We start from the raw sequence: 26,938 nt of genomic DNA, 5'->3' as shown, positions 1-26,938 counted from the left end.
CAAAAGTACGGGGTAGCAGAGTACTTAGTAGAAGTGAGCGAAGGCCGTACGGGTGCCCATGCCACAGGTATGGACCCTGAGGAGGATATCCCAGAAATCGGACCAGCTTGCGATAACGTTCTTGAAGAGGGTCAAACTTTCGCATATGAATTGTCCCTAATTGTTCCGGGAATCGGCGGCGTTCGTACAGAGGACCAAGTGGTCGTGCGCAAGAATGGATTAGAGCCTCTTCATACATTCAACCGCTTCTTGTATGTTGACTAATCTGCTCCATCAATGATCCATACTCTAAGTGAAATTAGGGAAATGGCTCGAATGGAATCCCGATGGTTTTCATAACGCGGGTAGATGAACCTATAAAATTACTTGTTGATTCTTATGAGATATTCGTAGGATGACATGAAAAAGTATGTTTCATATCTATATGTGCTTTCCTTGTAATAAGGATAAACCTATAATCGCCCCACTGGTACAGACACAGATAGGTACCTGACCATATACACTTTAACAATTTTTCATAGTGTGTTTCAACTTTTTGGTAGGTAATCAATCTGTGTCTTTTTTATAAGGATGTGTTAAAGAATGATGTTGATTTCGGGTTGTTGGAAGTGATGGGGAACAGATGAGAAAAGCCGGTATTAATTTTATGAAATTTGCCTAGAAGTTCTAAATTAACAAAATTTGAAAATAGTAGAAAGGAAAGAATGGTAATGATTTTGAGGAGTGCACTAGATTTAAGTAAGAGTATAGATGACTATCGCTTGGATATGTATGAATTAGCAAAGAATAAAGGACTCTCTGATCCAGATGTAATAAAAATCAGCCATCAATTAGATAGGAAAATTATACTGTTGCAAAAGATGCTAGATGCAAGCCGCCCTTAACAAATAAGTACGTCCTGTTATCAGGATTACAAACATAGCTGGACTTGTAAGCATCACTTATGATAGTTTGACGGAAATTATCAACATCCAACTTTAACACAGCCTTTTGTAAAAATAATTTTATTTATCAAATGGTATTAAGATATTTAAAAGGCTAGGCATGCTTCATCTGAATCTGAAGTGATTGTGTTACGCGTATGAGGTATGACTAAATATTATAAATAAGGGGAACCCATTTTATCCCAAGAATGGTGATGTTTGATGAATAAAAATATTTATGGTTCATTGCTTATTTTACTTTCAGCATCTTGTTTTGGTGTAATGGGTATACTCGCAAAATATGCTTACGCTGCTGATGTTAGTATAGGTACTCTCTTATTTTTCAGATTTTTCTTTGCCGCAGTATTATTTTGGTCTTGGATATTCTATAAAAAAACTTCATATCGATTACCGATCAAACAAATTCCTACACTATTTATGATGGGGACAGGAGGTTATGCCATGATGGCTATTCTCTTATTCACATCATTTTCCTTATTGCCAGTATCATTAGCAGCGATGGTTTTTTACTTGTATCCAGTCTTTGTTGTTATTCTAACTAGCTTATTATCCAAGCAATCGCTTGAAATATCCAAATTAATTGCTATTCTGTTTTCATTAATTGGGCTTTATTTCATGCTCGGTGCGAATTTAAGCCAACTTAATATAGTTGGGTTGATATGCGCATTAGGTTGTGCAATTCTGTACGCCGTTTATATAGTCCAAACTGAAAAAATACAAAATTATATAAGTCCATTTGTCAGTTCTGCTTATGTGACAAGTTTTGCAGCCATAGCATTATTTATATTTACGATACTTAGACAAGATTTCACGCTAGAGATCCACTCTTCGGGGTGGTTTGCCATATTTGGAATCGCCTTTTTTTCAACTTTTTTGGCTATTCTTACCTTTGCTATGGGAATAGAACGTATCGGGAGTTCAAAGGCTGCTATTTTGAGTATTTTTGACCCAATCGTTACTGTATTGCTAAGTTCTGTTCTATTTCATGAGACCCTTGGTCAAACTCAAAAGTTAGGAATTGTTGTTATCTTGATAAGTACGCTGTTAACCCATGTTAGTCGGCAAAAGGTGTGGTCAACAATGAAGAGTGAGAAGTCGACATTTCATGATGTCACAACTCGCCGTAATGCGTGATGAGATTCATATAGATTTCAATGGCTTTTCTCTAACCTAAGCAAGAAAGAATAATAAGTGAGGGAGATCTTAGTCTCGATTATCCTAATGATTATATACAAGGAATGGATCTTAGTAACTGAATCAGCCCCTGAAATTTTAACCATTTCAGAAAGCGGTTGGCCGCAACTGGAGATTAAGCTTGCAGCGGGTGGCACGATAAAACGGCCAGCAATGTTAGAACTGTAAATTAATGAATATATAGGAGGAATACTAATGATATATTTTGAAAACGTAAACAAGATTAAGTTTGAAGGAAGAGACTCTAAAAATCCACTCTCATTTAAATATTATAACCCAGAAGAAGTAGTAGGCGGAAAAACGATGGAAGAGCATCTTCGCTTCGGTGTTTCATATTGGCATACGTTTACAGGAGATGGTGGGGACCCATTTGGTGCAAGTACAATGGTTCGTCCTTGGAATTATTATTCTAAGATGGATTTAGCGAAAGCAAGAGTGGAAGCTGCATTTGAATTTTTTGAAAAGCTTAATGTTCCGTTTTTCTGTTTCCATGATCTCGATGTGGCGCCAGAAGGTAATAATCTAAAAGAAACATATGAAAATTTAGATACGATCACAGCGATGATTAAAGACTATATGAAAACGAGCAAAACAAAACTGCTTTGGAATACAGCAAACGCATTTACGCATCCGCGTTTTGTTCATGGTGCTGCAACTTCTTGCAATGCTGATGTATTTGCTTATGCAGCAGCGAAAGTAAAGAAAGGATTAGAAATTGCAAAAGATCTAGGTGCTGAAAACTATGTGTTCTGGGGCGGACGTGAAGGCTATGAAACGTTATTAAACACTGATATGAAACTTGAGCTTGATAACTTAGCACGTTTCTATCATATGGCAGTAGATTACGCAAAAGAAATCGGCTATACAGGACAATTCCTCATTGAGCCGAAGCCGAAGGAGCCGACAAAGCATCAATATGATTTTGATGTAGCAACAGCAATAGCGTTCCTGCAAACATATGATTTACAAGATCATTTTAAATTCAATATTGAAGCAAACCATGCAACACTTGCAGGGCATGCGTTTGAGCATGAATTACGTGTTGCGCGAATTAACGGCATGCTTGGTTCTGTTGATGCAAACCAAGGCGACACATTATTAGGCTGGGATACAGATGAATTTCCAACAGATCTTTATTCTACAACATTAGCAATGTATGAAATTCTTAAAAACGATGGGTTAGGAAAAGGCGGATTAAACTTTGATGCAAAAGTAAGACGCGCTTCATTTGAGCCTGAGGATCTATTCTACGCTCATATTGCTGGCATGGACAGCTTTGCAATCGGTTTAAAAGTTGCTCATAAATTAATTGAAGATCGTGTATTAGATAGCTTTATTGAAGATCGTTACCGCAGCTTTACGGAAGGAATTGGTCTTGAGGTTGTAGAAGGCAAAGCGAACTTCCATACACTTGAAGCGTATGCATTACAAAATGATAAGATTCAAAATTATTCCGGACGTCAAGAAATGTTAAAGGCAAAAATTAATCAATATCTATTAGAATCGTTTACAAAAGTTACGGTATAAACGAATACATGTAAAACGGCTGGAAAGGATATTTCCAGCCGTTTTATAGAAAAGGGTGACCAGAGTTGATATGAAATATGTAATTGGTGTTGATTTAGGTACAAGTGCAGTGAAAGTGTTGTTAGTAAATCAATATGGAGAAGTATGTGATGAAGCATCAAAAGCTTATCCACTCATTCATGAAAAATCAGGATACAGCGAGCAGCGGCCCGAAGAGTGGGTAGAAAAAACGACCTTAGCACTAAAAGAACTTGTGGCACGTTTTACAGGAAATGCTGATGATATTGAAGGAATCAGCTTTTCTGGTCAAATGCACGGCCTTGTCCTTCTTAATGAAGAAAGAGAAGTGTTAAGAAATGCAATTCTTTGGAATGACACAAGAACAACCGTATAATGTGAGCAAATTTACCGTGCTGTTGGAAATGAACGATTATTAGAAATTACGAAAAACCCGGCATTAGAAGGCTTTACACTTCCGAAGATTCTTTGGGTGCAGGAACATGAACCGGAAATCTTTAAAAAAGCTGATATATTCTTACTGTCAAAAGATTATTTGTGCTACCGTATGACAGGGCAAATTCATGCTGAATATTCAGATGCAGCAGGAACACTGCTTTTAGATATTAAGGAAAAAGTATGGAGCGAGGAGATTTGTGAACTTTTTCATATTAATCCAAGCATTTGTCCTCCTCTTGTGGAGTCACATCATCTTGTCGGAACGATTACGGCACAATTTGCGTCTGAAACGGGTCTTTCTGAAGCGACAAAAGTATTTGCGGGCGGTGCGGATAATGCATGCGGTGCAATTGGTGCAGGGATTTTATCAGAAGGAAAGACATTGTGCAGCATCGGAACATCTGGCGTTATTTTATCATATGAACAAAGCAGAAATCGTGAATTTGGAGGAAAAGTCCATTATTTTAATCATGGAAAAGAAGATGTTTTATTACACGATGGGCGTTACCCTATCTGTCGGTCACAGCTTAAGTTGGTTTAAAGACACATTTGCAAAAGATGAAGATTTTGAAACATTGCTTCATGGATTAGAAAATGTACCAGCCGGAGCAACGGCTTACTTTATACACCGTATTTGTCTGGAGAGCGGACACCACATGCTGATGCGGATATTTGCGGCAGCTTTATTGAAATGGATGCCGCACACACGTATTGATTTCGCGCGTGCAGTAATGGAAGGAATTACATTTTCTCTTTGTGAAAGTATTAATATCTTTCGAGAAAGCGGTAAAAAAATTGATACCATCGTATCAATTGGCGGCGGCGCGAAAAATGATACATGGCTGCAAATGCAAGCAGATATTTTTGATGCAGTAATTGTGAAGTTAGAGAATGAACAAGGACCGGCAATGGGGGCGGCGATGCTTGCAGCATATGGCTCTGGTTGGTTTTTTTCACTTGAAGAATGTGCGAATCAATTTATCCGCACTGTAAGGGAGTTCCATCCGAATGAAGATAATGTAAAAACGTACAAAGCATTATTTGAAATTTATAAAACAGTCTACGAAAACACGAAAAATATTAATAAAATGCTAAAAGCATTTCGAGGATAATTGAAATTACTTCAAAGAATGTTTTTGCATCAAAACCGAGTTTGTTAAAAGGTTAAAAACGATCTTATCAATTATAACTATGAGGCAGAAATCATTGCAGCCAGTATTCGAAAGATGTATTATCTTGTACAAACGTCGTTGGCAGGTGCGGATATTGCGACAATCCCGAGAAGCCCCTTACTGCCACTGTGGAAACACCTATTAACAGGCTTGGGAATGAAGGGCTGGAGAGGTCTGTAAATTGCTGTATTAGCTAGATAATAGGGGAATATTAACTAATTATACTTATAAGCTGCGTTACTATTTTGCTCGATGTAATGTAGGAGAAAAGCAGCCGAATGCATTTGAGAAGCTTTGGTTGCTTTCTGTGTCTTTTAAATTTTGTTTTGGCTACTAAGGACAAAATGGTTCTGGCACAAACCTCGAATTTTTTCATAAGGAAACTTTTTTGTAATAGGACTACTTTTGAGCAAGGAGAGAAAACGTTGATAGAACAAAATTTGAAACAAGAAAATATCTCAAAACATAATAAAACAACTATTTCCGCAGAGGCAGTTTTAAGAGGGGATGTTACTGGTTTTAAAAAACTTCTTCCTTTCCTTGGTCCGGCATTCATTGCGGCGGTTGCATATATAGATCCTGGTAACTTTGCAACGAATATTACAGCAGGCTCAAAATATGGTTATCTCTTATTATGGGTCATCGTAATATCTAATTTAATGGCAATTCTTATACAATCATTATCTGCCAAACTGGGAATTGCCACAGGCAAGAATTTACCTGAAGTCGCACGTGACAAATTTCCGAAGGCAGTATCCATTTTCTTATGGATTCAAAGTGAACTAGTTATAATTGCAACCGATTTGGCAGAATTTATTGGGGCAGCATTGGGTCTTTATTTACTTTTTGACATTCCTATGCTTCCTGCCGCACTCATCACTGCGGTTGGATCTTTTGCTATTTTAGAGTTGCAGCGTCGTGGCTTTAGATCTTTGGAGGCTGGCATAGCTGCGATGGTTCTAATTGTTGTATTATCTTTTGCATTCCAGGTGATTTTGGCCAAACCTGATATGAGCGCTGTTGCAGTAGGTATTTTCACACCAAAGTTTGAAGGTGTAGAGAGTATTCTTCTCGCTGCTGGAATTCTAGGTGCAACTGTTATGCCACATGCAATTTATCTTCATTCCTCCCTTACGCAAAATCGTGTGGTAGGAAAAAACGATCTTGAGAAAAAGCAGATATTTAAATTAGAATTTTTGGATATAATCATTGCCATGATTATTGCTGGTGCAGTTAACATGAGTATGCTTATTATTTCTGCATCACTATTTTTCAAGAACGGCCTTGTCATTGAAGACTTGGATAAAGCCTTTCATCAGTTTGGTCATTTTGTCGGACCTGTAGCTGCGATCTGTTTTGGCCTAGGCTTATTAATTGCCGGACTGTCCAGTTCTTCAGTGGGTACTATGGCTGGTGATGTGGTGATGCAAGGATTTATAAACAAACGAATAAACCTATATATACGTCGGGCGATTACAACAATTCCACCTTTGACAATCATCTTATTTGGCGTCAATCCAACAAGTGCCCTAGTAATGAGTCAGATCATCCTATCATTTGGTATTGCCTTCGCTCTGATTCCATTAATTATTTTTACAAGCAACAGAAAAATTATGGGTGGATTAGTCAATCATCGAATTACAACAGTTTTAGGCTGGATCATAGCAGGCCTGGTCATTTTATTGAATTTATTTCTCCTTTTTGAGACCTTTTATTATTGGCAATAAGGCCGTGAGACACTGTTATGTTTCTATCGGATTATTTTCACACAAAATCGTCTCGATACTGAGGAGAAAATTTGCTAACTAATGAGGGTTTTCTTGGAATGGTTTTTATTATTGATCATGATTGTGTTTGAGGTGACCGGTACAATCTCTATAAAAATGTCAGAAGGTCTAATTCGTCCTTTGCCGACCATTATGATTTTTGTTTGTTATGGTATATGTTTTAGTATTTTTTCTTTAGTAGTCAAGAAAAGGTTCTGGTACAAGAAATCTAGTAACCTTGGACATACTGATATTATCAATCTAGAAAAGGGATGATATTCAGTATGGAAAGCCAAAATTTATTCAAATGGAAACATTATCAGCCTGATATTATTTTGCTAACTGTAAGATGGTATCTACGGTACAATCTCAGTTTTCGTGATTTGGTAGAAATGATGGAGGAACGAGGATTATCAATGGCTCACAAGACCATTATGCGTTGGGTTCATCAGTATAGTCCTGAATTAGACAAGCGACTTCGTCGTCATCTAAAACCTACAAATGATTCTTGGCGAGTAGATGAGACGTATATCAAAGTAAAAGGTCAATGGATGTATTTATATCGCGCAGTTGATTCCGAAGGAAGTACGATTGATTTTTACCTAAGTAAAACAAGAGATCATAAGGCTGCAAAGCACTTCTTCAAGAAAGCTTTGCGGTCTTTTCATGTTTCTAAGCCACGTGTCATAACAGTGGATAAAAATCCGGCTTATCCTATAGCAATTGAAGAATTGAGAAAAGAAAAAAACATGCCATCAAGCATGCAACTCAGACAAAAGAAATATTTAAACAATATCGTGGAACAGGATCATCGTTTTATAAAGAAGCGAGTTCGTTCTATGTTAGGATTGAAATCATTTCGTACAGCCACTTACATACTGAGTGGCATAGAAGCGATGCATATGATTAAAAAGAAGCAGGTTCATCAAGGGGTGAAATCTGCCTGCCCAAAACCGAAAAGAATTCATTGATAAGCTGTTCGGTATCGTATCATAATCCGTAAGTTAGCAGAAAATTCATATCCTACGTTTTTTATAAATTATCTTTGCACCAGAACCATACCAACTTATATTGTAATTTTAGGAGGAGAGTTAAGTATGAATCCAGTCATTGGTCTGGATGTTTCAAAGGGTGAAAGCCAGGTTCAAGCATTTCTAGATAAAGGTAAACCATATCGTAAGAGCTTTAGTATTGAACATAATCTTGATGGATTGGGTGGGGAATTTATTGGAGTTCCTAAAAGAAGTTGAAAGAGAAGCTGGCGGTTATCAACCTTCGGTTGTTTTAGAATCAATTGGACACTACCATTTTCCTGTTATTCAGTTCTTAGAGGAAGAAAAATATTCCGGTATTGTCATGACCGAGAAAGGACCTTTCATATTTCTGATAGCCATAGAAATTTTCATTCCCATCATAAGATCAATCATAATAGTAAGAGCTATACTTAAGAAAAAGATAAAGAAAAAGAGCACCAACATTTTCATGTAAGCAATACCTCCTATGTATCGTTGGTCCTTCCAGTTAACCATGTTTCGTAATTCATGATAGTATACTTGTGACTTATTCCTTTTTTAGAGATACGGTTATATGTAATCAAATACAAATTCACACTATTGTCAGTTTGTAAAACCATAATGATAGGATACATACTTTTGTCTAATGCTACTCATGAATTAGTCAGTAATTTTATTACTGTTATTCACTGATCGTGACGACAGCAGCATTGCATTATTATCAAAACAGGGAGTCCTATACTTCCACTTAGTACTTTAGTTGAGTGGAATGTATTACATATATTTCCAATCGATAAAAACCGAGAAGGATTTTTAAAAATAAATTAGATGAAGTGCAGGCCTATAAAGTGCTGTAGGAAGGTAAGCAATGAGTGATATGATTGCGCTTGTTATTTACCTTTTTAATGTTTTTCTAGTAAATGTACATTAGAAAGAACAGGAATACAAAGAATTCAGGATCACATTTTAAAATTCTTCTTTTTTTGTCCCTACGGATAAAATTAATGGTTGAAACCTAAAAAATCACCTTTAAATGAAGCATTTTTATGTTTAAAGGCAATTAGACAACAAATTTAGTTCCGCTTACAATGCAATCATAGGCAACGCGAAAGAAAAGAGAGCAAGCATGAAGCAGCCTATTTTAAAAAGGCATCTGATTTTAAGAAATTCATGTAGGGAATACCAAGTCTAAATTTTTTTGAATGGTCTGTAAACGTTTACAGACAAGTTGACTAAATCGGTTGTAGAACATAGAGATATCAACATTTTCAACCGAAAACATTATGAGTTTACTGTAAACGTTTACGATTTGTTAGGCACTTATTTTACCATAAGAGAATGTTCCGGGGCTCATTTAAAGTGCAGGATTTTACAAGGTATGCAAAAGAGCTTGGAATCACATTTGTTGTTGAGCCTCAAGCGGCTGATAGTAATTTAATCGAATCTGCAGATGATGCCTTACTGTTTGCAGAAGAGGTGGGTGAGTCCAATGTGAAAGTGATGTTTGATACTTTCCATGCTTTATATAGAAGTGAAGTCCCAAGTGATTATGTATACCGAATGGCTGATAAGCTGCACCATGTTCATATTTCAGATAACGATCGATTACCGCCTGGTCAAGGAAGCGTGAATTTTGAATCAGTATTAAAAGCCTTAAAAGAAATCGACTATAAAGGCTATCTCTCAATGGAAGTAGGATTTCATACAAGAAAAGCAGATCCAGATTGGTATGCAAAAACGTCAATTGATTACTTGAAAGTGAAGTTAAATGAGATCAACTGATTTGGGGTGTAAACATAATATAAACCCCTAAAAAAAGAAAGTCGCTTTACTATCGGTGGGATAATAAAGCGACTTGTCATATGGTTCTGGTGCAAACACTTGGGAGAGATATAAAGAGACGAGAAATTTCCTAGTGTAACTATTTTATGCTGGAAAGCCGAATAATTGATGAACGAGATCCATTTGATTTTGGATAGACTTCTCCCTTTGAAGAGTTTGTCCTTTTTTGATCATGGGCATAGCTTCTATCCCTGCAATAATCCGTTGGCAGTTCGGAAGGACTTGATTTAAAAATTAAGCAACAAAGCTTTAATTGATAGTTATGCTAAAGCAATGATATTGAATTTTGACCCTCATTTTATTGATTTGCTTCGGGGGGAAATAGGTAGAAGAAGGGTAACATTACATCGCTAAGAGGGAAGCTATCTATATAAATGAACTAAATGGTGGCGTCTCATATAGGAAGCAACTACAATATGAGTTCGATTGATGGTGTCTGCGATTGCGAGATTTATGTAGCTCTTGAGATGAAGGAAAATCACTTGATAGCGTTCATATAGACGTTGATGCGTATCTTTTTTAGCAATTTTTAAAATAACATTAAATTTATATATAAAAATAAATATGATTGAAGTGCTGAGATCCCTGCTGGCTAATACTGGTGAAGTGATAAGAAAAGTGTGTTATGGAGAAAAAAGTTTATTCAGTAGGAAAGATAACTGTACTTAGTATGGATGTAAATTGATAAGTAAAGAGGAAACAAATGATGAAACTAGCATTGATTGCCCATGATAAAAAGAAAAATGACATGATTCAATTCGCAAGAGCCTATCAACACATTTTAGGAAAACATGAACTGTATGCTACAGGCACAACAGGGATAAAAATTATGGAGGCAACAGGATTAGAGGTCTATCGTTTTCAATCAGGTCCACTTGGAGGGGATCAAGAAATTGGGGCATTAATTGCACAGAATAAGATGGATATGGTTATTTTCTTTCGTGATCCTCTAACAGCGCAGCCCCACGAGCCGGATATTTCCGCTTTAATTCGCCTTTGTGATGTGTATGCGATCCCGCTTGCAACAAACATGGGAACAGCAGAAGTTCTAATCCATGGCTTAGACCGTGGTGCTTTACAGTGGCGTTCCATTATTCATGAGAAGCAAGGAGAATGAATCGTTACCCTTTTTATTGATAGAGTCGGAATGTAAGGTAGCAAGTGTTAAAAGTACTTACAAGTTTATAGGAGGAGAAGGACAGATGATAATGGACAAAAGATGGTTAGTAGGCATTGACATAGGCGGTACTTCGATTAAAGTAGCGTTTATCAATCTTTTCGGTGATATTGTTCATAGTTGGGAGATAGAAACTAACAAAAGTGAAAGAGGTCACTATATTCCAGTAGATATTGCAAGGTCAATTGATAAAAAGTTAAATGAATTAAATCAAACAAAAAGCAAGTTAATTGGGATTGGTATCGGGGCACCGGGTCCTGTTAATGTACAAGATGGTTCCATTGAGGTTGCAGTTAACTTGGGGTGGGAGAATTTCCCGTTACAAAACATTCTTGAACAGGAAACATCCTTACCTGTTGTGGTAGACAATGATGCAAATATTGCAGCAATCGGAGAAATGTGGAAAGGTGCCGGAAAAGGTGCAAAAAACTTAATATGTGTAACACTAGGAACTGGTGTTGGTGGTGGGATTATCGCCAATGGTGAGATTGTCCGCGGTGTAAATGGGGCAGGGGGCGAAATCGGTCATATCACGTCTGTCCCTAAAGACGGTTCACCTTGTAATTGCGGAAAAAAGGGATGCTTAGAAACAATAGCATCAGCAACAGGAATTGCTCGCCTAGCGTTAGAGGAAATAGCTTCCACTAATAAGATGAGCAAATTAAGAGATTCCTATGATATGTATCAAACAATAACATCTAAACTAGTTTTTGATATAGCAAATGAGGGGGATGAAATAGCCAAAGAAGTCATTGATCAAGTTGCGTTTTATTTAGGGTTAGCCTTAGCAAATTTAGCGAATGGTTTGAATCCTGAAAAAATTGTAATTGGCGGTGGGGTCTCGAAGGCTGGTCACACGCTACTCACACCTTTGAAAGAACAGTTTGCTCAATTCGCTTTTCCAAGAGTGGCCCAAGGGGTAGAGCTAGTTATCGCAACATTAGGCAATGATGCAGGTGTAGTTGGTGGTGCCTGGATGGCGAAAGAAAGACTGATGAATGAGTTACAAGTTAGATAGTATGTTAGAGTACAGAAAGCATTATCAATACTCCTAGAAATAAGCGGAGGTATGTTATGCGTAAGACAAAAATTGTATGTACGATTGGTCCGGCAAGTGAAAGTATTAAGAAGTTAATCCAATTAATAGAAGCTGGAATGAATGTAGCTCGGCTCAACTTTTCACATGGAAGTCATGAGGAGCATGCGGCTCGCATTCAAAATATTCGTGAAGCCGCAAAGCAAGCGAATAAGACAGTAGCAATCCTGCTGGATACAAAAGGTCCGGAAATTCGCACTCATGACTTCGAAAATGGACAAGCCGAGCTGAAAGCAGGAGCAGAAGTTGTGATTTCTATCAGATTTTGCTGAAAGAGTACCCCTACTTCAATTTCTTGAAGGGGATGAACCCAGAAATAAGTAGGGGGTGAATTTCAGCTTTGTGAAGCAAAAAATTCTTTCATTGTGTACTGGAATTTGTTAAAATATAAACAGAACGTATGATCGTTTTTTTATCTTAGAAAGAGACGAGGTGCAGAGAATGTTCATCAACAAAGCGTATAAGTTTCGTTTATATCCAAATACAAAACAAGAAGTGCTGATTGCGAAAACCATTGGTTGCAGTCGTTTTGTCTTCAATCGCTTCCTTTCTTTGTGGAACGAGACATATCAAGCAACAGGAAAAGATTTATCATATAGTGCTTGCTCTTCTCAACTTACACAACTGAAAAAAGAATTCACTTGGTTACAAGAGGTTGATTCACATTCTCTGCAATCATCCTTGAAGCATCTTGCAGACTCATTTGACCGTTTCTTTAAGAAGCAAAATGCAGCCCCACGTTTTAAAAGTAAGAAAAATAAGGTGCAATCTTACACGACAAATATTGAAAAGAAGAATCAGCTTCCTGAAGTAAGTATTGCAGGCAATCGTATGAAATTGCCGAAGTTAGGTTGGGTTCGTTTTGCAAACAGTCGTGAGGTGCACGGGCGTATCCTGAAAGCTACTGTCAGACAAACTCCTTCTGGCAAGTACTTTGTATCTTTATTAGTTGAAACAGAAGTGCAGGAACTGTCTAAAACTCATTCCAGTGTAGGAATTGATGTGGGTTTAAAAAACTTTGCCATCCTTTCCAATGGTGAAGTGTTTACCAATCCAAAATGGTTTCGCACATTAGAGGAGAAGTTGGCTCATGCACAGCGCATTCTGTCCAGACGTAAGAAAGGTTCTTCCAATTGGAATAAACAACGTATCAAGGTAGCACGCATTCATGAACGGATTGCGCATGCGAGAAAGGACTACTTGGACAACATTTCAACGCACATCATCAAAAACCACGATGTCATAGCGATTGAAGATTTACAGGTAGCGAACATGCTCAAAAATGGCAATCTTGCAAAAGCAATTAGTGAAGTATCATGGTCGCAATTTCGCAGGATGCTGGAATACAAAGCAAAGTGGTATGGAAAGCAAGTCATAGCTGTGAACCCACATTGTACGTCACAAACATGCAATGTATGCGGTCATACAGCGAAAGAGAACCGCAAAACACAAGCCTCATTCAAGTGCGTATCTTGCGGTCATGAAGACAACGCTGACATCAATGCTTCTAAAAATATAAAGGATTTAGCAATCGCAAACTGATTCATCTTGCAGGAGACTTGCTACAAGTCGTTTGGACTGCCAACCGTCGGAATGACGGGCGTAGCCTAATTCATTAGGAGCCGAAAGGCTTCTGTACTTAGGAATCCCCCACGTTCAACGAACGTAGTGAGTAACTGGGGGTAATTCAAGAAACAAGTACTAGGAACAGTAGAGAAATTCTCTGTTTCCTATGAGGGGCTTTACGATGATGTTGAAGCGGGATCACGGATCTTAATCGATGATGGTTTAATTGAGCTGGAAGTGCTTGAAAAAATAAACTACGAAATTCGTACGAAAGTATTAAACAGTGGCTTAATTAAAAATAAAAAAGGTGTAAACGTTCCAAACGTAAGCATCAAGCTTCCGGGTATTACAGAAAAAGATGTGCAGGATATTGTATTTGGGGTTGAACAAGAAGTAGATTTTATTGCTGCTTCCTTCGTGCGCAAAGCATCAGATATATTGGAGATACGTCAGTTATTGCAAGAAAGTGAGGCAACGCATATCCAAATCATTTCAAAGATTGAAAACCAAGAAGGTATTGATAACATTGATGCGATTCTGGAAGTATCGGAGGGTTTAATGGTAGCACGTGGTGATATGGGGGTAGAGATTCCGCCTGAAGAAGTGCCTCTTGTGCAAAAACGTTTAATTAAGAAATGTAATCGATTAGGAAAGCCGGTGATTACGGCAACACAAATGCTAGATTCTATGCAGCGTAATCCTCGTCCGACACGCGCAGAGGCAAGTGATGTGGCAAATGCAATTGTTGATGGGACAGATGCTATTATGCTTTCAGGTGAAACCGCAGCCGGACTATATCCAGTTGAAGCTGTGAAAATGATGGCAACCATCGCATCTCGCGTAGAGGGTTCCTTACAATATCAAGATTTGTTCCGCAAGCGCACGAAAGAAGCAAAGCTAACTGTTACAGACGCTATCAGTCAATCTGTAGCACATACCGCGATTGCATTAGACGTAGCAGCAATTGTAGCACCAACGGAAAGAGGCTATACGGCAAAGATGATTGCGAAATACCGTCCGAAAGCCCCAGTTGTGGCAGTGACGTTTGATGAAGGAGTATGTCGCAAACTCGCTCTTGTATGGGGTGTACAAGCTTATTTAGCAAAGGCACAGGTAACTTCTACGGATGAACTGCTAGAAACAGCGATCCATACAGGGATAGATGCTGGAATCATGAATGGTGGTTTTACAGTTGCGTTTAAAATATAACAAATAGTATAATATAGTCACTAAATAACCTTTATTTTCCAAGTAGGTGTACTGTGGCTATTTTTTATACACAAAAACAAGCTTGTAAATATTTAAATGTGTCTCGAATGACTATTTTACGTTGGGAAGAAAAATGATTATTATCTCCTGTTCGTTTCAATAGTGGTCATAGAAGATATCCAAAAGAACAATTAGATAGGCTATTTGGTTTTGAAGAAACCGGAGTGCAAACGAAGAAAACATGCGTTATTTACGCAAGGGTTTCTACGAAAAAGCAAGAAATCACTGGAAATTTAGAAAGGCAAATGCAGCGATTGATGGAACATGCAAGCCTTAACGGTTATGAAGTCATTGGCGTATTTGAAGAAGTAGCAAACGGAATCAATGAGAATAGAAGACAACTGAACAGGCTTTTACAAAAGGTAGCGAGTGAATCAGTTGATATAGTATTAGCTGAATATAAAGACCGAATCGCCCGATTCGGATACCCTTATATTGAAACGTTCTGCAAGTCACATCAAACAGAGATTCATCTCATCGAGAATCAGGAACAACGTTCCTTAAACGAAGAAATGGTAGAAGATATGATTTCCATTATTACGTCTTTCTCAGCCCGATTATATGGACAAAGAGGAGCTAGGAAAATACGAAAACAAATGAAGTCCCTAGATGCAACACATGTTATTGGAGAGGAGGAAGAAGATGAAATCCGAGAATAAAACGCTCACATTTACCTACATAGGAACGATTCAAATTCCAAACGAAACAGAAACAAGAATGTTGGACGAACTGATGAAAAAGTTCCAATCTGGAAAGCGTTTTTTGCGAGAACGTATTTTGGAAGGGAAAAATCGAAAAGGGTCAGTTGAGATGGCAAAACCTCTGTTTCTATCTAATTCTCGTTATATGAGAGATGCATTTCTAGAGGCGGAAGCTTCTATTTCTTCTCAAAAAGAACTATTGCCTTTATATGTAATGCAGACAGAAGGGAAGATTAAAAAGTTAGAACAAAAACTAAAAACGGCTCGTTCAAAAACAACAAATACTGAAAAGCAAAAGAAACAGAACGAGCAGCGTATTTTTCGCCTTCAAAACAAGATAAAGAAATTAATCAAACAAAAACGTTACTATGAATATCACATTGAACATAACACGATACCTAAAATCATTGATGGTTCAAGACAGAAGTTTCGTTTGTTACAAAAAGGGAAACTTACAAACCAGGAATGGAAAGATTTGAGAAGTAACTCGCTTTATTCTCGTGGTGAAAAATCAAAAGGTGGAAATGAAAACACGAAGCTAGTGTATATAGGTGAAAATAACTTTGAAATTGCTATTCTGAATCCGTTGAGTTCCAAGAGGAACGACCGTTTGCGATTTACTGTTTGTTTTCCGGAAAAGTTTGTGTTTTTCATTGCTTCCTACCTTTCCATTGGCGAAGCGTATTCGATTCGTTTGAAGAGAAGAAACGGAAAATATGAGGTACATGTAACACTGGAAGAAGACGTACTGTCCAAGCCGAACTTTTCAAATGGTGTTGCCGGAATGGACATCAATCCTGACAATCTTTCAGTCACAATCGTATATCCTAACGGAAACTTTCGAGCGTCTAAAGTGTTTTGGATGCATGCATTGAATACAGTCCGTTCTGTCGAACGGGATACTCTTGTGCAACGTATATTGTATGGGGTCATGTCTTGGGTTCAATCTTATGATATAGACACGCTGGTAATTGAAAATCTAAAATTCTTGCAATCTGCTGGAAGTAAAGGATTCAATCGTATGAGTCATAATTTTTCTTACAGTAAAATTATAAAATCGTTACTTTCAGTCTCCTATAAGGAGAACGTTGTCCTACTACAGGTGGATGCGTATTACTCCAGTTTCATAGGAAGAGTAAAGTATCAACAAACCTACGGTTTGTCCGTGCATCAAGCCGCTGCTTTTGTATTGGCACGAAGAGGTTTGGGATACGAAGAAAAAATTCCGAAGGAATATGTACCAGTCTTGTTTGCAAAGGAAGCAAAGCAAGGGATTGTTCCGTCGAAACTATTTGTGCATTGGAAGAAACTGAAAGCTTGGTATGATGATGTCATAGAAGAATGGAAAACGATTGGAATCAAAACAAAAACTATATTCTTCAAAGATATATATACATATAAAACCTCTCCGCTTCCGTTTTAAGAGAGGAAATTCATTAAGTTTGACATACGAAACGGACAACTTCTCCTTCGAGAAATGTGAAAATTCCAATGGAAGGATTGCTGTTTAGGATGTCAGATAGCCCTGGTAACCCCAGCTCTATGGTGTGCTCTTTGGAGACCGAAAGACATAGATGTCGTGCTAGATCCTCAACCAGCGAAGGGTCGAATCTATTTTTCATTTTGAAGAATGCATTTTCTACCTCCAAAACCTAAGACAATCATAATCTGTTATGATTTGTTATGGTTTAGAGGGAGCTGGTGATACTGTTGTCATCACAGCAGGTGTACCAGTTGGTGAAGCGGGTACTACAAATTTAATGAAAGTTCATATTGTTGAGGAACTAAAATGCCCCCCATCTTTAAGAAACAGATTTTAAGAAATTAAAGTGGGTAGAACGAGGGGGTTCTACCGAATGAATGCTAAGGGGTGGGAATGAGTTTGGCATGAGGAGGAATTCCCATCGAGATATATATTTACAACGTGCCTATCTTTTGTAGAGTGGACTTTTTCAGTGCCCTCTCCTGCTGGAGGCTGTTGAACAAACTCTCCAGGTTGGTCAACAGCCAGTTTTTCGAAAACGGATCCGGATGCGACGTTTATGCGTATGAAGGATGACCATATGAAGAACGGCCAACTGAAACCTACTTACAATGCACAAATCGGAACAGAAGGTCAATTTATTACAGGATTCAGTCTGCATCAGCGAACGGGAGTCCTTTTGTTTGTTTGGAATGTAGCCTATCCAAATTTTTAAAAGATGTGGTTTTGTAGTCGTTGGAAATTAATTTTCCGATTTTATGAGCATTTATTGAATAAACCACCCCTAGGTAGCGGGTAAATTATTTTTGTTAGAGAGTGATTAAAACTCCTGTTGCTTCCATACTAATGACCCATTCTTTTAATCTTTGAATTGCCACTGGATAAGCCAGATTTGTATCCAACGTAGTGACGCGAGGTTGAGACATATGGGAAAAAGCCAAGGTCTTCTTGAAAAAACGCTTAGCTGATTTCGTATCTCTAGTTTTGCTTAGATAAAAATCAATCGTGTTCCCTTCAGGTCGTTTAACTGAAGGGCTTTTGGTAGTCTGCTACATACATTGACCCCCGATAATTAGGGATTATGTCAACCTAACAAGAATAAAACAGTCATTCATAAAAATTTATTTATGATGTTTTATGATTCATTTTCTAAATTATAAAGTCCGTATGTATAATATACTACTATCCCATGTTCATGGTGAGGGGGTGTTTGTTTGAGCATTACAGCTTTATGGGGAAAGCAAGTTGATGTATTCGTATCAGGAAACAGCTTTTTTCGAGGAAAGCTTATTGAGAGTGGCAAGGATATTCTCGTGCTGTCTGATGGAGAAAGGTTTGTGTATATTCCTTTATTACATGTTCATAGGATCAATTTGAGTTCGATTATAGATGATCATTTTAGTGATCCTACTGAAACGTCCCTAGCTGAAGATGTAAAAACCATTTCTTATCGTACGATTTTAACAAATGCAAAAAGACTATTTACGGAAATTTATGTTACAGGTAATATATCCTTACATGGTTATATTATAGGTGTTCGCAACGACTATTTTGCTTTTTACTCCCCTGTTTACAAAATGATATTAATTTCACTGCATCATTTGAAATGGCTCATCCCATATAGTCTAAAAACATCACCGTATACTCTTTGTAAGAAAAAGCTTCCCATCATCCCATCAGACAGCCCGTTTCTTCGTTCATTTAGGGAACAATTAAAAAAGTGGGAAGGAGAGCTTGTCGTTTTTGATATAGGAGAAGACCCAGCAAAGATTGGATTAGTAAAGAAGGTTAATGAGACAATGATTGAGCTCGTGATTGCAAATGGTGAAACTGTATATTTAAAACTCTCTCATATCAAATCTGCTCATATACCTTAATGTATGAATAAAGGGGTCTTACTAACCAATAGTACGACCTTTATTTCACTGTAGGAAAGTATAAATTTTCAGTTAGAAGTGAATTCGACGTAGTGGGAAACTTTAGGAATACAGTATAAGGGCAACTACGCCTTTGTCTTCGCCCAAGAACAGAGCTCGCCAGTCGGCGAGTTTTCTTTATTCTATCAGTGGCATATCACTGACAAACGCCTATATCATCCTACAATAGAACATAGGGGACAATCGTACATATTAATTATAATAGTTCAATCGTCTATCCCTTTTTTAATAGAGTTGCATATAAATAGAGTAGAATACAAAATTGGACAAGTAAGTATTACATTACTTGAGATTCTAGAAAGGAAGGAAGAGGAAATACAACAATGAGTATTCACACTATGATTTCAGTTTTGGTGTTCCTTATCACAACAATATTGATATTGTGGAGACCAAGAGGCATAAATGAAGCGTATCCAGCCACGATTGGTGCAGGGATTATACTATTAACAGGCGTTGTATCTCGTGCTGATATTCTAGACATTATCCAAAAAATTGGTGGGGCCTCTATCACCATTATCGCAACAATTGTCATGGCTGTTATACTAGAAAGCTTCGGTTTTTTTCACTGGTCAGCTGCACAACTTGCAAGGTTAGCAAAAGGATCGGGTTACCGTTTATACTGGTACATTCAATTGTTATGTTTTTTGATGACACTTTTATTTAATAACGATGGCAGTATTTTAATCACTACCCCTATTTTAATTTTACTCCTCAAAAATCTTCGGCTCAAACCACACCAGCAAATTCCATACCTTTTAACGGGAGCCTTAATTGCCACAGCTTCAAGTGCTCCTATCGGTGTAAGTAATATCGTGAATTTAATTGCATTGAAAATTGTTCACATGACCCTTTATATGCATACTGCAATGATGTTTGTCCCAGCATCATTAGGATTATTGTTTATGTCATGGTTGATGTACGTAATGGTAAAACGGAAACTGCCCAAACAACTACCCAATTCAGCGTATGACATTGAACAGATGTTTTTCACAAAAAATTTTCATCCTTTAAAAGGACAGATTTCAGTTGAAACCAAAAAACAACGTACAAAATTTATGTTAAAAATCTTGTTGTTTGTCTTTCTCATGCGCTGTGCTCTCTTTGTGGCATCTTTTCTCTCAATTCCAATTGAGTTTGTTGCGGTACTTGGATCCCTGATTTTGCTTATATGGAGATGGTACTACCTAGGTACAAATCCTGTTGATATCTTGAAAAAAACTCCTTGGCATATCTTAATTTTCGCTTTTTCCATGTATGTGCTTATTTATGGACTGCATAACGTAGGCCTAACAGAGCTCCTTGTCAAAATATGCGAGCCGATTGTACAACAGGGATTATTTGAAGCAAGCTTTATCATGGGCGTATTGATCTCCATTTTATCTAACTTGTTTAATAACCATCCAGCCTTGTTGATTGGAACAATTACGTTAACAGAAATGAACCTTGATTTCCTCACATTAAAGACGATGTATCTAGCGAGTATTATTGGAAGTGACATAGGATCATTGTTACTGCCTATCGGGACACTCGCCTCCCTAATCTGGATGCATATCTTAAAACAAAATAAAATCAAAGTAAAATGGAAAGATTATTTAAGCGTGTCGTTGGTTGTAGTTCCATTAACATTAATCGTAACTCTATTCTTGTTATATTATTGGATACAAATGGTTTTTGCTTAAGCACATACTCAAACTAAAGTATAATCTCTCCTTGTGAAAGCAAAAAAGTTCAAAAAATCTACTTCTAATAATCGAATCTTTGAGTATCATAACTTAACTATAAGTGTCTAAAGGAGGAGGGTGACAGTTAGCGAATTAGTTAACTGTTTCCCTCATTCTTGCGTTGTTGCTGTTAGTGGTAACAAATCTGCAACGTATACGATATGCACTGTTCTTTTAAGTAGTGATGGAGCAATCAGTGAGATAAAAAATGGTATAATTCCTTCTATATAAGTTCCTTTTTTTTAGGTGAGGTGGTTCATTTGGAAATTAGAAAAGCAAGTAAACAGGATATAGCGGATATAGCAAAGGTCTATGTTGATGGATGGAGGACTACATATCGGGGATTAGTGCCAAACCAGTATCTCGATGAACTATCATACGAAGAGGCTGAAAACCGCTGGAGGCAGTTTTTAGATAACGAAAATGAGCCATTTATGTATGTAGCCCTGAACAGTGAAGGGAAAATCGTAGGCTTTGCATCAGGAAGAAGTATTAAGGAGAAACATTTTACTGGTGAATTATATGCACTGTATCTTTTGCAGGATTGTAGAGGTTTGGGTGTAGGCAGACAGCTTGTTTCAGCCGTTGCTCGGCACTTTAAGGAGAGCGGTATACATTCTATGTTGGTATGGGTAATGGAGCAAAATCAGTCTGGACTTGGTTTTTATAAACGAATGGGAGGAAAGGAATGTATTCGCAGAACCAGTACGTTTGGAGAAACAGTAGTAGATGATGTGGCTTATGGTTGGAATGACATTTCAGTGCTGTATGACGAGAAACCAAATAAAGCAAATTGACTTCTAATAATGCAGGATTATGTGAACACAAGTACCCTCCAGATCGCTTAGTTGGAGGGTATTTTTGTAAGCTCCTAACGGAAGAGGCATTTGTCAGGAATTCCTTCTCTAAAAGATTACAGGGTAGGATTCTGTTCGAGTTATCCTCCCCAAAAAACGATTTACCTTTAGCCTATTTTCATTAGCAAGACTTAGCGGAGCTTTATGTCAAGAAACTTACCTGATGTCATCACTGCATGGTCCTTGAAAAAATCGGCATATTCTTGTATCCGGACAAAATCCGGGATTTTGACTGCATAATACTTTGGAAAAATTAGGATTCATATCCGCTAGATTTTTAAAATAACAGCTGATTGTATGATTCCTAGCCATATTATTTAGTTGAAAATCGAGTGGGAATTTTCTTTTTACATGTCGATAGTATAAACCATTTTTTGTGAATGGAGGTGGGTAAGCAGAATTTACAAATCTTAAAGGGATAGGGTCATGAGTATTGAAAATACGAAAACTATTTTTTACTGTCATGTCAAACCGAGCAGCAAAGTCAGGGCTTCCAACGCGAAAACTAGCCAATGTATATAAGATTGGATGTTTAAACTTAGTATTTACTGCAGCATCTAAAGCAAATAACGTTGCTAAAGCTCCACCTAAACTATGTCCCGTATTGAACTACCCTCACCTACTCGCTAACACTCCTTGAGGTGGGGGATTCTGTATTTTCTCTCTAGGAAGCGAAATACAGAGCCGTTCAACAAGCTTCTCATGGAGCAAATAGGGAGAGCCCACACTTCCTTGTAAGGGGCAAACATCACCGAGGTGACTTTGTCCCTTACAAGGAGTGATAGTTGCTTCTCTTTTTTCACCCTATACGTGTTGCGATGTTCTTGCACCAATGCGCCCACCATTCTGGAGCTGGATCCTCTGGCCTTTGCGGCAAAATGGTGGTGATGCAAGAACAGATTGTGCCACTCCAAATGAAGTCAGGCTTCAGTTTCTTCTAACCAAACTTTTGGTATATACTTCTGCAAAACGTCACGTTCTACTTGGGTCAATCCATACGCGCAAATTTCTTTGTTGAATAGTGGATCGGATTGGTCTGATACATGATAGAACAAATGCGGGCGAAGTGCTTTGAATCTCCTTGTTAACACACTCCATTGCTTCCAGTGGTGCTCCCCATCCTTACGTTCTGTATAGGCTCGCAACACCTTTGGCACCTGTTCCTTCAGGTTCATGCCGCGTCTGCCAATGACATAGGAAGCTGCTTGATGGATGGAAATATGCATCTGTTTCATATACTTCATCTTCCCGATCTGGCTGGTGAAGGCAGGATTCACCTCAAACACAGCGACTCCCATTTTAGCAGCTCGGCTGTGAATGCTATCCTGCATCTTTTTATAGGCAAACATACTCATCCTTCGGTTTTGCTTCCGATTGCGGTAACGTCCGGCAGACTTAGAGAGGGTTGTGTCCAATGCCTCTAGCACAATCGGTTTATTTCTTTGAACCGCGATATCCACCAAACGAATCGCTTCTGCTTCTAGGATTTTTGTTATTTGTCCGCTTCGTTTTCCTTCTAAGGAGAAATAGAGACAAGAGGAGGAAAGTAATTGTCCTTGTCCATTTACATTGGAGAAAGCAATATGATTGTAGTTGACGTCTACACCAATGACACCGTCTGCTTTTGAATAATTGATATGAAGATGTTCTAGTTCTTCTATCATGCATTTGATGATGTAGTACGTACCATGGTCTTCGATGGACCAACCGATTGGCTTGCCATCCTTCTTTTTGTTCTGACAGGAAAGCTGCGTGGCGATAGATTCTTGCACCTGATCTTGTCCATAAGGAAAATACACATAGGGAAGTATAAGCGCTTGTCCCGTAATGCTTCTGACGTGTAAGGTTTGGCTTTGTGCATCATATTGGAACACAAAGTTCCCATACTTCGCATCCTTCCGTCCAGAGAGCGTCATCTTGGCGTTTCGTTTGTAACAGAATGCATGTCTCCACGCCACATGACTCTTTTGATCCTTACACATTGTATATTGCTTACGAAAGAAGGAACGAGAGCCGAACAAAGCCGAAGGAATCTCTCGTCTTAGTTTCTCCTTTTTCTGTTCCTGCCGAAGGAGACGATGCCGGAGTTGTCCGATTCTTGCCTTAAGACGTTTGAGTTCTTTATCTAGATGCCGATGTTCAAACAGGTAGAGGGAGAACCAAATGTGCGTCTCATTCTTACGATGAAGCGCATATACCGCACCGGAAGGGGTTTGATGCACCCGATACCCCATTCTCTTATGCAATTTCGGTTTTCTATCTACAATCGATTGCTTCATGTTTCGCAATGCCGTCAGCTTGTTGCGCTCGTTTTTTAGTTTCTTTTGAATGGATTGAAGGGTAACATCTACCTGTTTCAGATACAACACCTGTAATTCCTTTTGCGATGTACGAAGAGCGTTTGCTTGTTGGACTGCGCTATTCGCATAGTAGTCATCCAGTTGGAATCGTTTCTTAATTGCTAGATGAAGACTGCCTTCATACGGCTTGTTCCCCGTGCGCAGGTGTTTTGTCTGCCAGGCATAGGCTGCTCGCATCGCAAGAGACCGTGTGTTTATAGATTCGATTGGAAAAGTAGCACTTCTTCATTCCCGTCTTCTCCTTTCTGGTTCATTTTGGTAATTATATATTACCAAAGGAACGTATGTTTGTCTAGTTACATTTCCCTATTCACCAAATAGGCTAGGCGATTGCCTAGCCGACATTCATCTCCCACTTACCACTGGGCTACACCCATCACGTGCTTGAAGTGGGGGTCTTCTGTCGGAAAATGATAAAAGCTCAAAACCTTGTGGTAAAACCAAAGATCTTTTTTCAAAAAGTTCGTAGGTCTGAAAACACATACCAGCAAGTAATATTGCATCTTTACTGCTAAAATCACTTAAACCCAATTCATTCACATCCAAAATAAAATTTCGATATAGTGCATTATATGAACTAAATTGTACATGCGTTTGTTATTATTTGGAATATTGAAAGTGACGTCAGAACCCCATTTTACCGTTTTGGATGTGATCTGTTTTCTTGGCTCGATGGGCAAGGGAAAAGAGCCTATTTCATCCAACGATGAAATAGGCCCCGGGGAAAGCTACCTAGATGAAAGTAGAGTTAAATAAAGTGTTACTACACTACTTTCTAACAGGTTAGTTTATGATTCATTATTTAACCGAACCTGTAGTCATGCCTGCTACAAAATAACGTTGGAGCAGTATATAGGCTATAGCCATTGGGATAGAAGCCATGATTACCCTGGCAAAGATCACATAGGATAGTTTGTTAAATATTGTCCTTGAAAACTAAGAAGTGCTATTGGCAATGTTTTAGCTGCACTCGATTTTAATAATAAGAGGGGATACAGCAGATCATTCCAAACAATTATGAATGCAAAAATCCTCCCTTTCTCTTGTTACAAAATTAGCAATCTCACCTGCTATTGGGTATGTATTTACTTTGTTTTTACTAGTTGATGAGATGGTAAAACAAGTTATGATTATTATGGCTGCTATGCCTACAGCTGCGAATACAACGATGTATGCTCTTCAATTTAATACCGAGCCTGAGTTCGTTTCTAGCGCAACGTTGCTTAGTGCATCATTAAGTTTGGCTACGTTACCTGTTATCTTTATGATTGTTTTGGGGTAAATATAAATAGAAACTCGCTGTTCTGTTTGTTCTCTTGATGAGAGGATAGCGAGGCTGTTTTTATATACAAGCGTAAGGACATAGGGCCATCTTTATCAAATAACAGAATGGGGTGAACCTAATGGATATTTCTTTTTTAAAGTATCATCATTGGGCTAATATCAAATTAATGGATCATTTAGGGACGATACCAGAAACGATACTGAATCAAGAGATTCAAAGTGTGTTTCCAAGCGTTATGAGGGCTTTGCAACATATTTATGAGGTAGATAAGACTTGGCTGCACCGAATTAATCAAAATCTTCCCAGTCATAATGTTCCCCTATTCTCTTCCATACTAGAAGGGAGGAGTAGTTTTCTTAAGCTACAACAACAATATCAGGGGACCTTAGAGGAGGAACTTAAGAGAAACAGTCCTATTATATACACAAACTCTACTGGAACTGAATTTATGAATTCCTTGGAAGAAATTATAACTCATATCGTAAATCATGGTACGTATCATAGAGGGAATATTTCCGCTATGTTGCGACAGTTAGACACAAAATCTGTATCTACTGACTACATATTTTACCTAAGGGAAAGTGCGTCTAACTGATAAGAATCCGGCTTATCCTATAGTAATTGAACAGTTAAAAGTTTCCGAAGTGAAAGTTGCCGTTCGGCGATATATTCGTTTTTATAATCACCAACGATTCCAGAAAAAATGAAGCAACCTGAGTCCCTACGAGTACAGAACTCAGGTTGCTTAGTGTTATTTTTTAGAGATCACTTCAAGCGGTCAATTATCATAATTGCTTACGAAAAATGTCTATCATTCTCTCCAGAGTAAGCCAGATGTGTTACTGTTATTTAGCCTCTTTTATTGTATCTATTCTGGGATCCTGCTCTCCATAGGTACGGAAGTAATGTTCTAGCTGCTCAAGTGTACGTCCTTTGGTTTCCGGCAGGTATTTCTTCACAAACGCAATTGCTAATATCCCAAGAGCGGTGAAGATGAAAAACGTTGTAGACAAACCGATGTGAGCGAGTAAGACCGGGAACAGTAAGCCAATAAGGAAGTTCACTATCCAGAGACAAAACACACTGACGCCCATACCGATGCCTCTCAACCGCAGTGGAAATATTTCTGAAAGCATGAGCCATGTCACCGGTGAAATGGCTCCCTGCTGGAAAGCAAGAAACATAACTGTCAGGGAAAGCACAACAAATGGCAGCGCGGGAGATCCTTCAAGTGCAGATGAGAATATCCCAATGAGTAAAAGTGATGTCGTTGTTCCGATCAGGCCCGTCAGCAGCATGGGACGACGACCACACTTGCCAAGGAGCCAGATACCGACGAAAACTGCTAAAACCGAGACGATGCCATTAGCTATATTGGCGATCAGTGCACCCTCTGTATTGAAGCCAGAATTTTTGAGAATTTCAGTACCATAGTACATAATCGAGTTGACACCCGTAATTTGCTGCACGATAGAAATTCCAATCCCGAGAAATACGATGCGGCGCACCATACATTGCATGTTTGTGACGTACAATGTGGATTCACAGCTATGACTTGCTTCCCATACCACT

The 26,938-nt window shown here is 38.3% G+C and carries 19 protein-coding genes and 11 pseudogenes; 26 read left to right on the top strand and 4 right to left on the bottom strand.

The window, feature by feature from the left end:
- The 21 genes and pseudogenes from AAHB12_RS28155 to AAHB12_RS28055 form a co-directional block, all read left to right on the top strand.
- Positions 1–264, top strand: a 264-nt coding sequence (locus AAHB12_RS28155; RefSeq protein WP_342048468.1) for a M24 family metallopeptidase, incomplete at its 5' end; no start/stop codon positions are given.
- Positions 265–710: 446 nt separating this feature from the next.
- A complete protein-coding gene (locus tag AAHB12_RS28150) occupies positions 711–884 on the top strand; it encodes an aspartyl-phosphate phosphatase Spo0E family protein (RefSeq protein ID WP_342048467.1) in 174 nt (57 codons plus the stop codon).
- 261 nt (positions 885–1,145) lie between these two features.
- A complete protein-coding gene (locus AAHB12_RS28145; RefSeq protein WP_342048466.1) occupies positions 1,146–2,078 on the top strand; it encodes a DMT family transporter in 933 nt (310 codons plus the stop codon).
- Between the two features lie 57 nt (positions 2,079–2,135).
- Complete coding sequence (locus AAHB12_RS28140) at positions 2,136–2,306, top strand: hypothetical protein (protein WP_342048465.1); 171 nt, start codon at positions 2,136–2,138, stop codon at positions 2,304–2,306.
- 27 nt (positions 2,307–2,333) lie between these two features.
- The gene (gene xylA / locus AAHB12_RS28135) at positions 2,334–3,665 is read left to right on the top strand and encodes a xylose isomerase (protein WP_342048464.1); all 1,332 of its coding nucleotides are present in this window, start codon (positions 2,334–2,336) and stop codon (positions 3,663–3,665) included.
- A gap of 70 nt (positions 3,666–3,735) precedes the next feature.
- Positions 3,736–5,233, top strand: a pseudogene (gene xylB / locus AAHB12_RS28130) (xylulokinase).
- 485 nt (positions 5,234–5,718) lie between these two features.
- Positions 5,719–7,020 (top strand): Nramp family divalent metal transporter, encoded by a 1,302-nt coding sequence (locus AAHB12_RS28125; RefSeq protein ID WP_342048463.1) that lies wholly within the window; start codon positions 5,719–5,721, stop codon positions 7,018–7,020.
- 81 nt (positions 7,021–7,101) lie between these two features.
- A pseudogene (locus AAHB12_RS28120) lies at positions 7,102–7,269 on the top strand (DMT family transporter); the annotation flags it as partial.
- A gap of 74 nt (positions 7,270–7,343) precedes the next feature.
- Positions 7,344–8,055 (top strand): annotated as a pseudogene (locus tag AAHB12_RS28115) (IS6 family transposase).
- A 101-nt stretch (positions 8,056–8,156) separates the two neighbouring features.
- A pseudogene (locus tag AAHB12_RS28110) lies at positions 8,157–8,418 on the top strand (IS110 family transposase); the annotation flags it as partial.
- Between the two features lie 1,013 nt (positions 8,419–9,431).
- Entirely contained in the window at positions 9,432–9,854 is a 423-nt protein-coding gene (locus AAHB12_RS28105; protein ID WP_342048461.1) for a sugar phosphate isomerase/epimerase family protein, read from the top strand.
- Between the two features lie 303 nt (positions 9,855–10,157).
- A pseudogene (gene sda, locus AAHB12_RS31990) lies at positions 10,158–10,268 on the top strand (sporulation histidine kinase inhibitor Sda); the annotation flags it as partial.
- 352 nt (positions 10,269–10,620) lie between these two features.
- The gene (gene mgsA, locus AAHB12_RS28095; RefSeq protein ID WP_342048470.1) at positions 10,621–11,031 is read left to right on the top strand and encodes a methylglyoxal synthase; all 411 of its coding nucleotides are present in this window, start codon (positions 10,621–10,623) and stop codon (positions 11,029–11,031) included.
- Between the two features lie 91 nt (positions 11,032–11,122).
- Entirely contained in the window at positions 11,123–12,109 is a 987-nt protein-coding gene (locus tag AAHB12_RS28090; RefSeq protein ID WP_342048469.1) for an ROK family glucokinase, read from the top strand.
- A gap of 56 nt (positions 12,110–12,165) precedes the next feature.
- Positions 12,166–12,444: pseudogene (locus AAHB12_RS28085) on the top strand (pyruvate kinase); the annotation flags it as partial.
- 184 nt (positions 12,445–12,628) lie between these two features.
- Positions 12,629–13,729, top strand: a complete 1,101-nt coding sequence (gene tnpB / locus AAHB12_RS28080; RefSeq protein ID WP_342048460.1) for an IS200/IS605 family element RNA-guided endonuclease TnpB — start codon at positions 12,629–12,631, stop codon at positions 13,727–13,729.
- Between the two features lie 150 nt (positions 13,730–13,879).
- Positions 13,880–14,947 (top strand): annotated as a pseudogene (gene pyk / locus AAHB12_RS28075) (pyruvate kinase); the annotation flags it as partial.
- Between the two features lie 167 nt (positions 14,948–15,114).
- Positions 15,115–15,681: pseudogene (locus tag AAHB12_RS28070) on the top strand (IS607 family transposase); the annotation flags it as partial.
- A complete protein-coding gene (locus tag AAHB12_RS28065) occupies positions 15,665–17,146 on the top strand; it encodes a hypothetical protein (protein ID WP_342048459.1) in 1,482 nt (493 codons plus the stop codon). The pseudogene AAHB12_RS28070 and the gene AAHB12_RS28065, both read left to right, overlap by 17 nt.
- Before the next feature lie 262 nt (positions 17,147–17,408).
- Positions 17,409–17,507: pseudogene (locus tag AAHB12_RS28060) on the top strand (pyruvate kinase alpha/beta domain-containing protein); the annotation flags it as partial.
- 279 nt (positions 17,508–17,786) lie between these two features.
- Positions 17,787–17,921, top strand: a complete 135-nt coding sequence (locus AAHB12_RS28055; protein ID WP_342048458.1) for a hypothetical protein — start codon at positions 17,787–17,789, stop codon at positions 17,919–17,921.
- Between the two features lie 139 nt (positions 17,922–18,060).
- Here AAHB12_RS28055 and AAHB12_RS28050 read toward each other — a convergent pair.
- Positions 18,061–18,222, bottom strand: a pseudogene (locus AAHB12_RS28050) (DDE-type integrase/transposase/recombinase); the annotation flags it as partial.
- A gap of 198 nt (positions 18,223–18,420) precedes the next feature.
- Here AAHB12_RS28050 and AAHB12_RS28045 point away from each other — a divergent pair.
- From AAHB12_RS28045 to AAHB12_RS28035, 3 genes are all read left to right on the top strand, one after another.
- The gene (locus AAHB12_RS28045) at positions 18,421–19,083 is read left to right on the top strand and encodes a DUF2642 domain-containing protein (RefSeq protein WP_342048457.1); all 663 of its coding nucleotides are present in this window, start codon (positions 18,421–18,423) and stop codon (positions 19,081–19,083) included.
- A 383-nt stretch (positions 19,084–19,466) separates the two neighbouring features.
- Positions 19,467–20,822 (top strand): arsenic transporter, encoded by a 1,356-nt coding sequence (locus AAHB12_RS28040; protein ID WP_342048456.1) that lies wholly within the window; start codon positions 19,467–19,469, stop codon positions 20,820–20,822.
- Between the two features lie 293 nt (positions 20,823–21,115).
- Positions 21,116–21,661, top strand: a complete 546-nt coding sequence (locus AAHB12_RS28035; protein ID WP_342048455.1) for a GNAT family N-acetyltransferase — start codon at positions 21,116–21,118, stop codon at positions 21,659–21,661.
- A 216-nt stretch (positions 21,662–21,877) separates the two neighbouring features.
- On the opposite strand, the pseudogene AAHB12_RS28030 reads toward AAHB12_RS28035, so the two are convergent.
- A pseudogene (locus AAHB12_RS28030) lies at positions 21,878–22,312 on the bottom strand (lipase family protein); the annotation flags it as partial.
- A gap of 329 nt (positions 22,313–22,641) precedes the next feature.
- On the bottom strand, positions 22,642–24,258 hold the full coding sequence (locus AAHB12_RS28025; RefSeq protein WP_342048454.1) for an IS200/IS605 family accessory protein TnpB-related protein: 1,617 nt from the start codon (positions 24,256–24,258) through the stop codon (positions 22,642–22,644).
- An 844-nt stretch (positions 24,259–25,102) separates the two neighbouring features.
- On the opposite strand from AAHB12_RS28025, the gene AAHB12_RS28020 reads away from it, so the two are divergent.
- Together AAHB12_RS28020 and AAHB12_RS28015 are read left to right on the top strand one after the other, a co-directional pair.
- Positions 25,103–25,363: an AEC family transporter gene (locus tag AAHB12_RS28020; protein ID WP_342048453.1), complete on the top strand. Its 261-nt coding sequence runs from the start codon at positions 25,103–25,105 to the stop codon at positions 25,361–25,363.
- A gap of 121 nt (positions 25,364–25,484) precedes the next feature.
- Entirely contained in the window at positions 25,485–25,961 is a 477-nt protein-coding gene (locus AAHB12_RS28015; RefSeq protein WP_342048452.1) for a DinB family protein, read from the top strand.
- A 250-nt stretch (positions 25,962–26,211) separates the two neighbouring features.
- Here the strand turns inward: AAHB12_RS28015 and AAHB12_RS28010 are convergent.
- On the bottom strand, positions 26,212–26,938 hold a 727-nt coding region (locus tag AAHB12_RS28010; RefSeq protein ID WP_342048451.1), incomplete at its 5' end, for an MFS transporter.

It is taken from the genome of Bacillus sp. OTU530 (assembly GCF_038440375.1).
The sequence above is the reverse complement of the archived record's forward strand: the minus strand, read 5'-3'. Positions and strand labels throughout refer to the sequence as shown.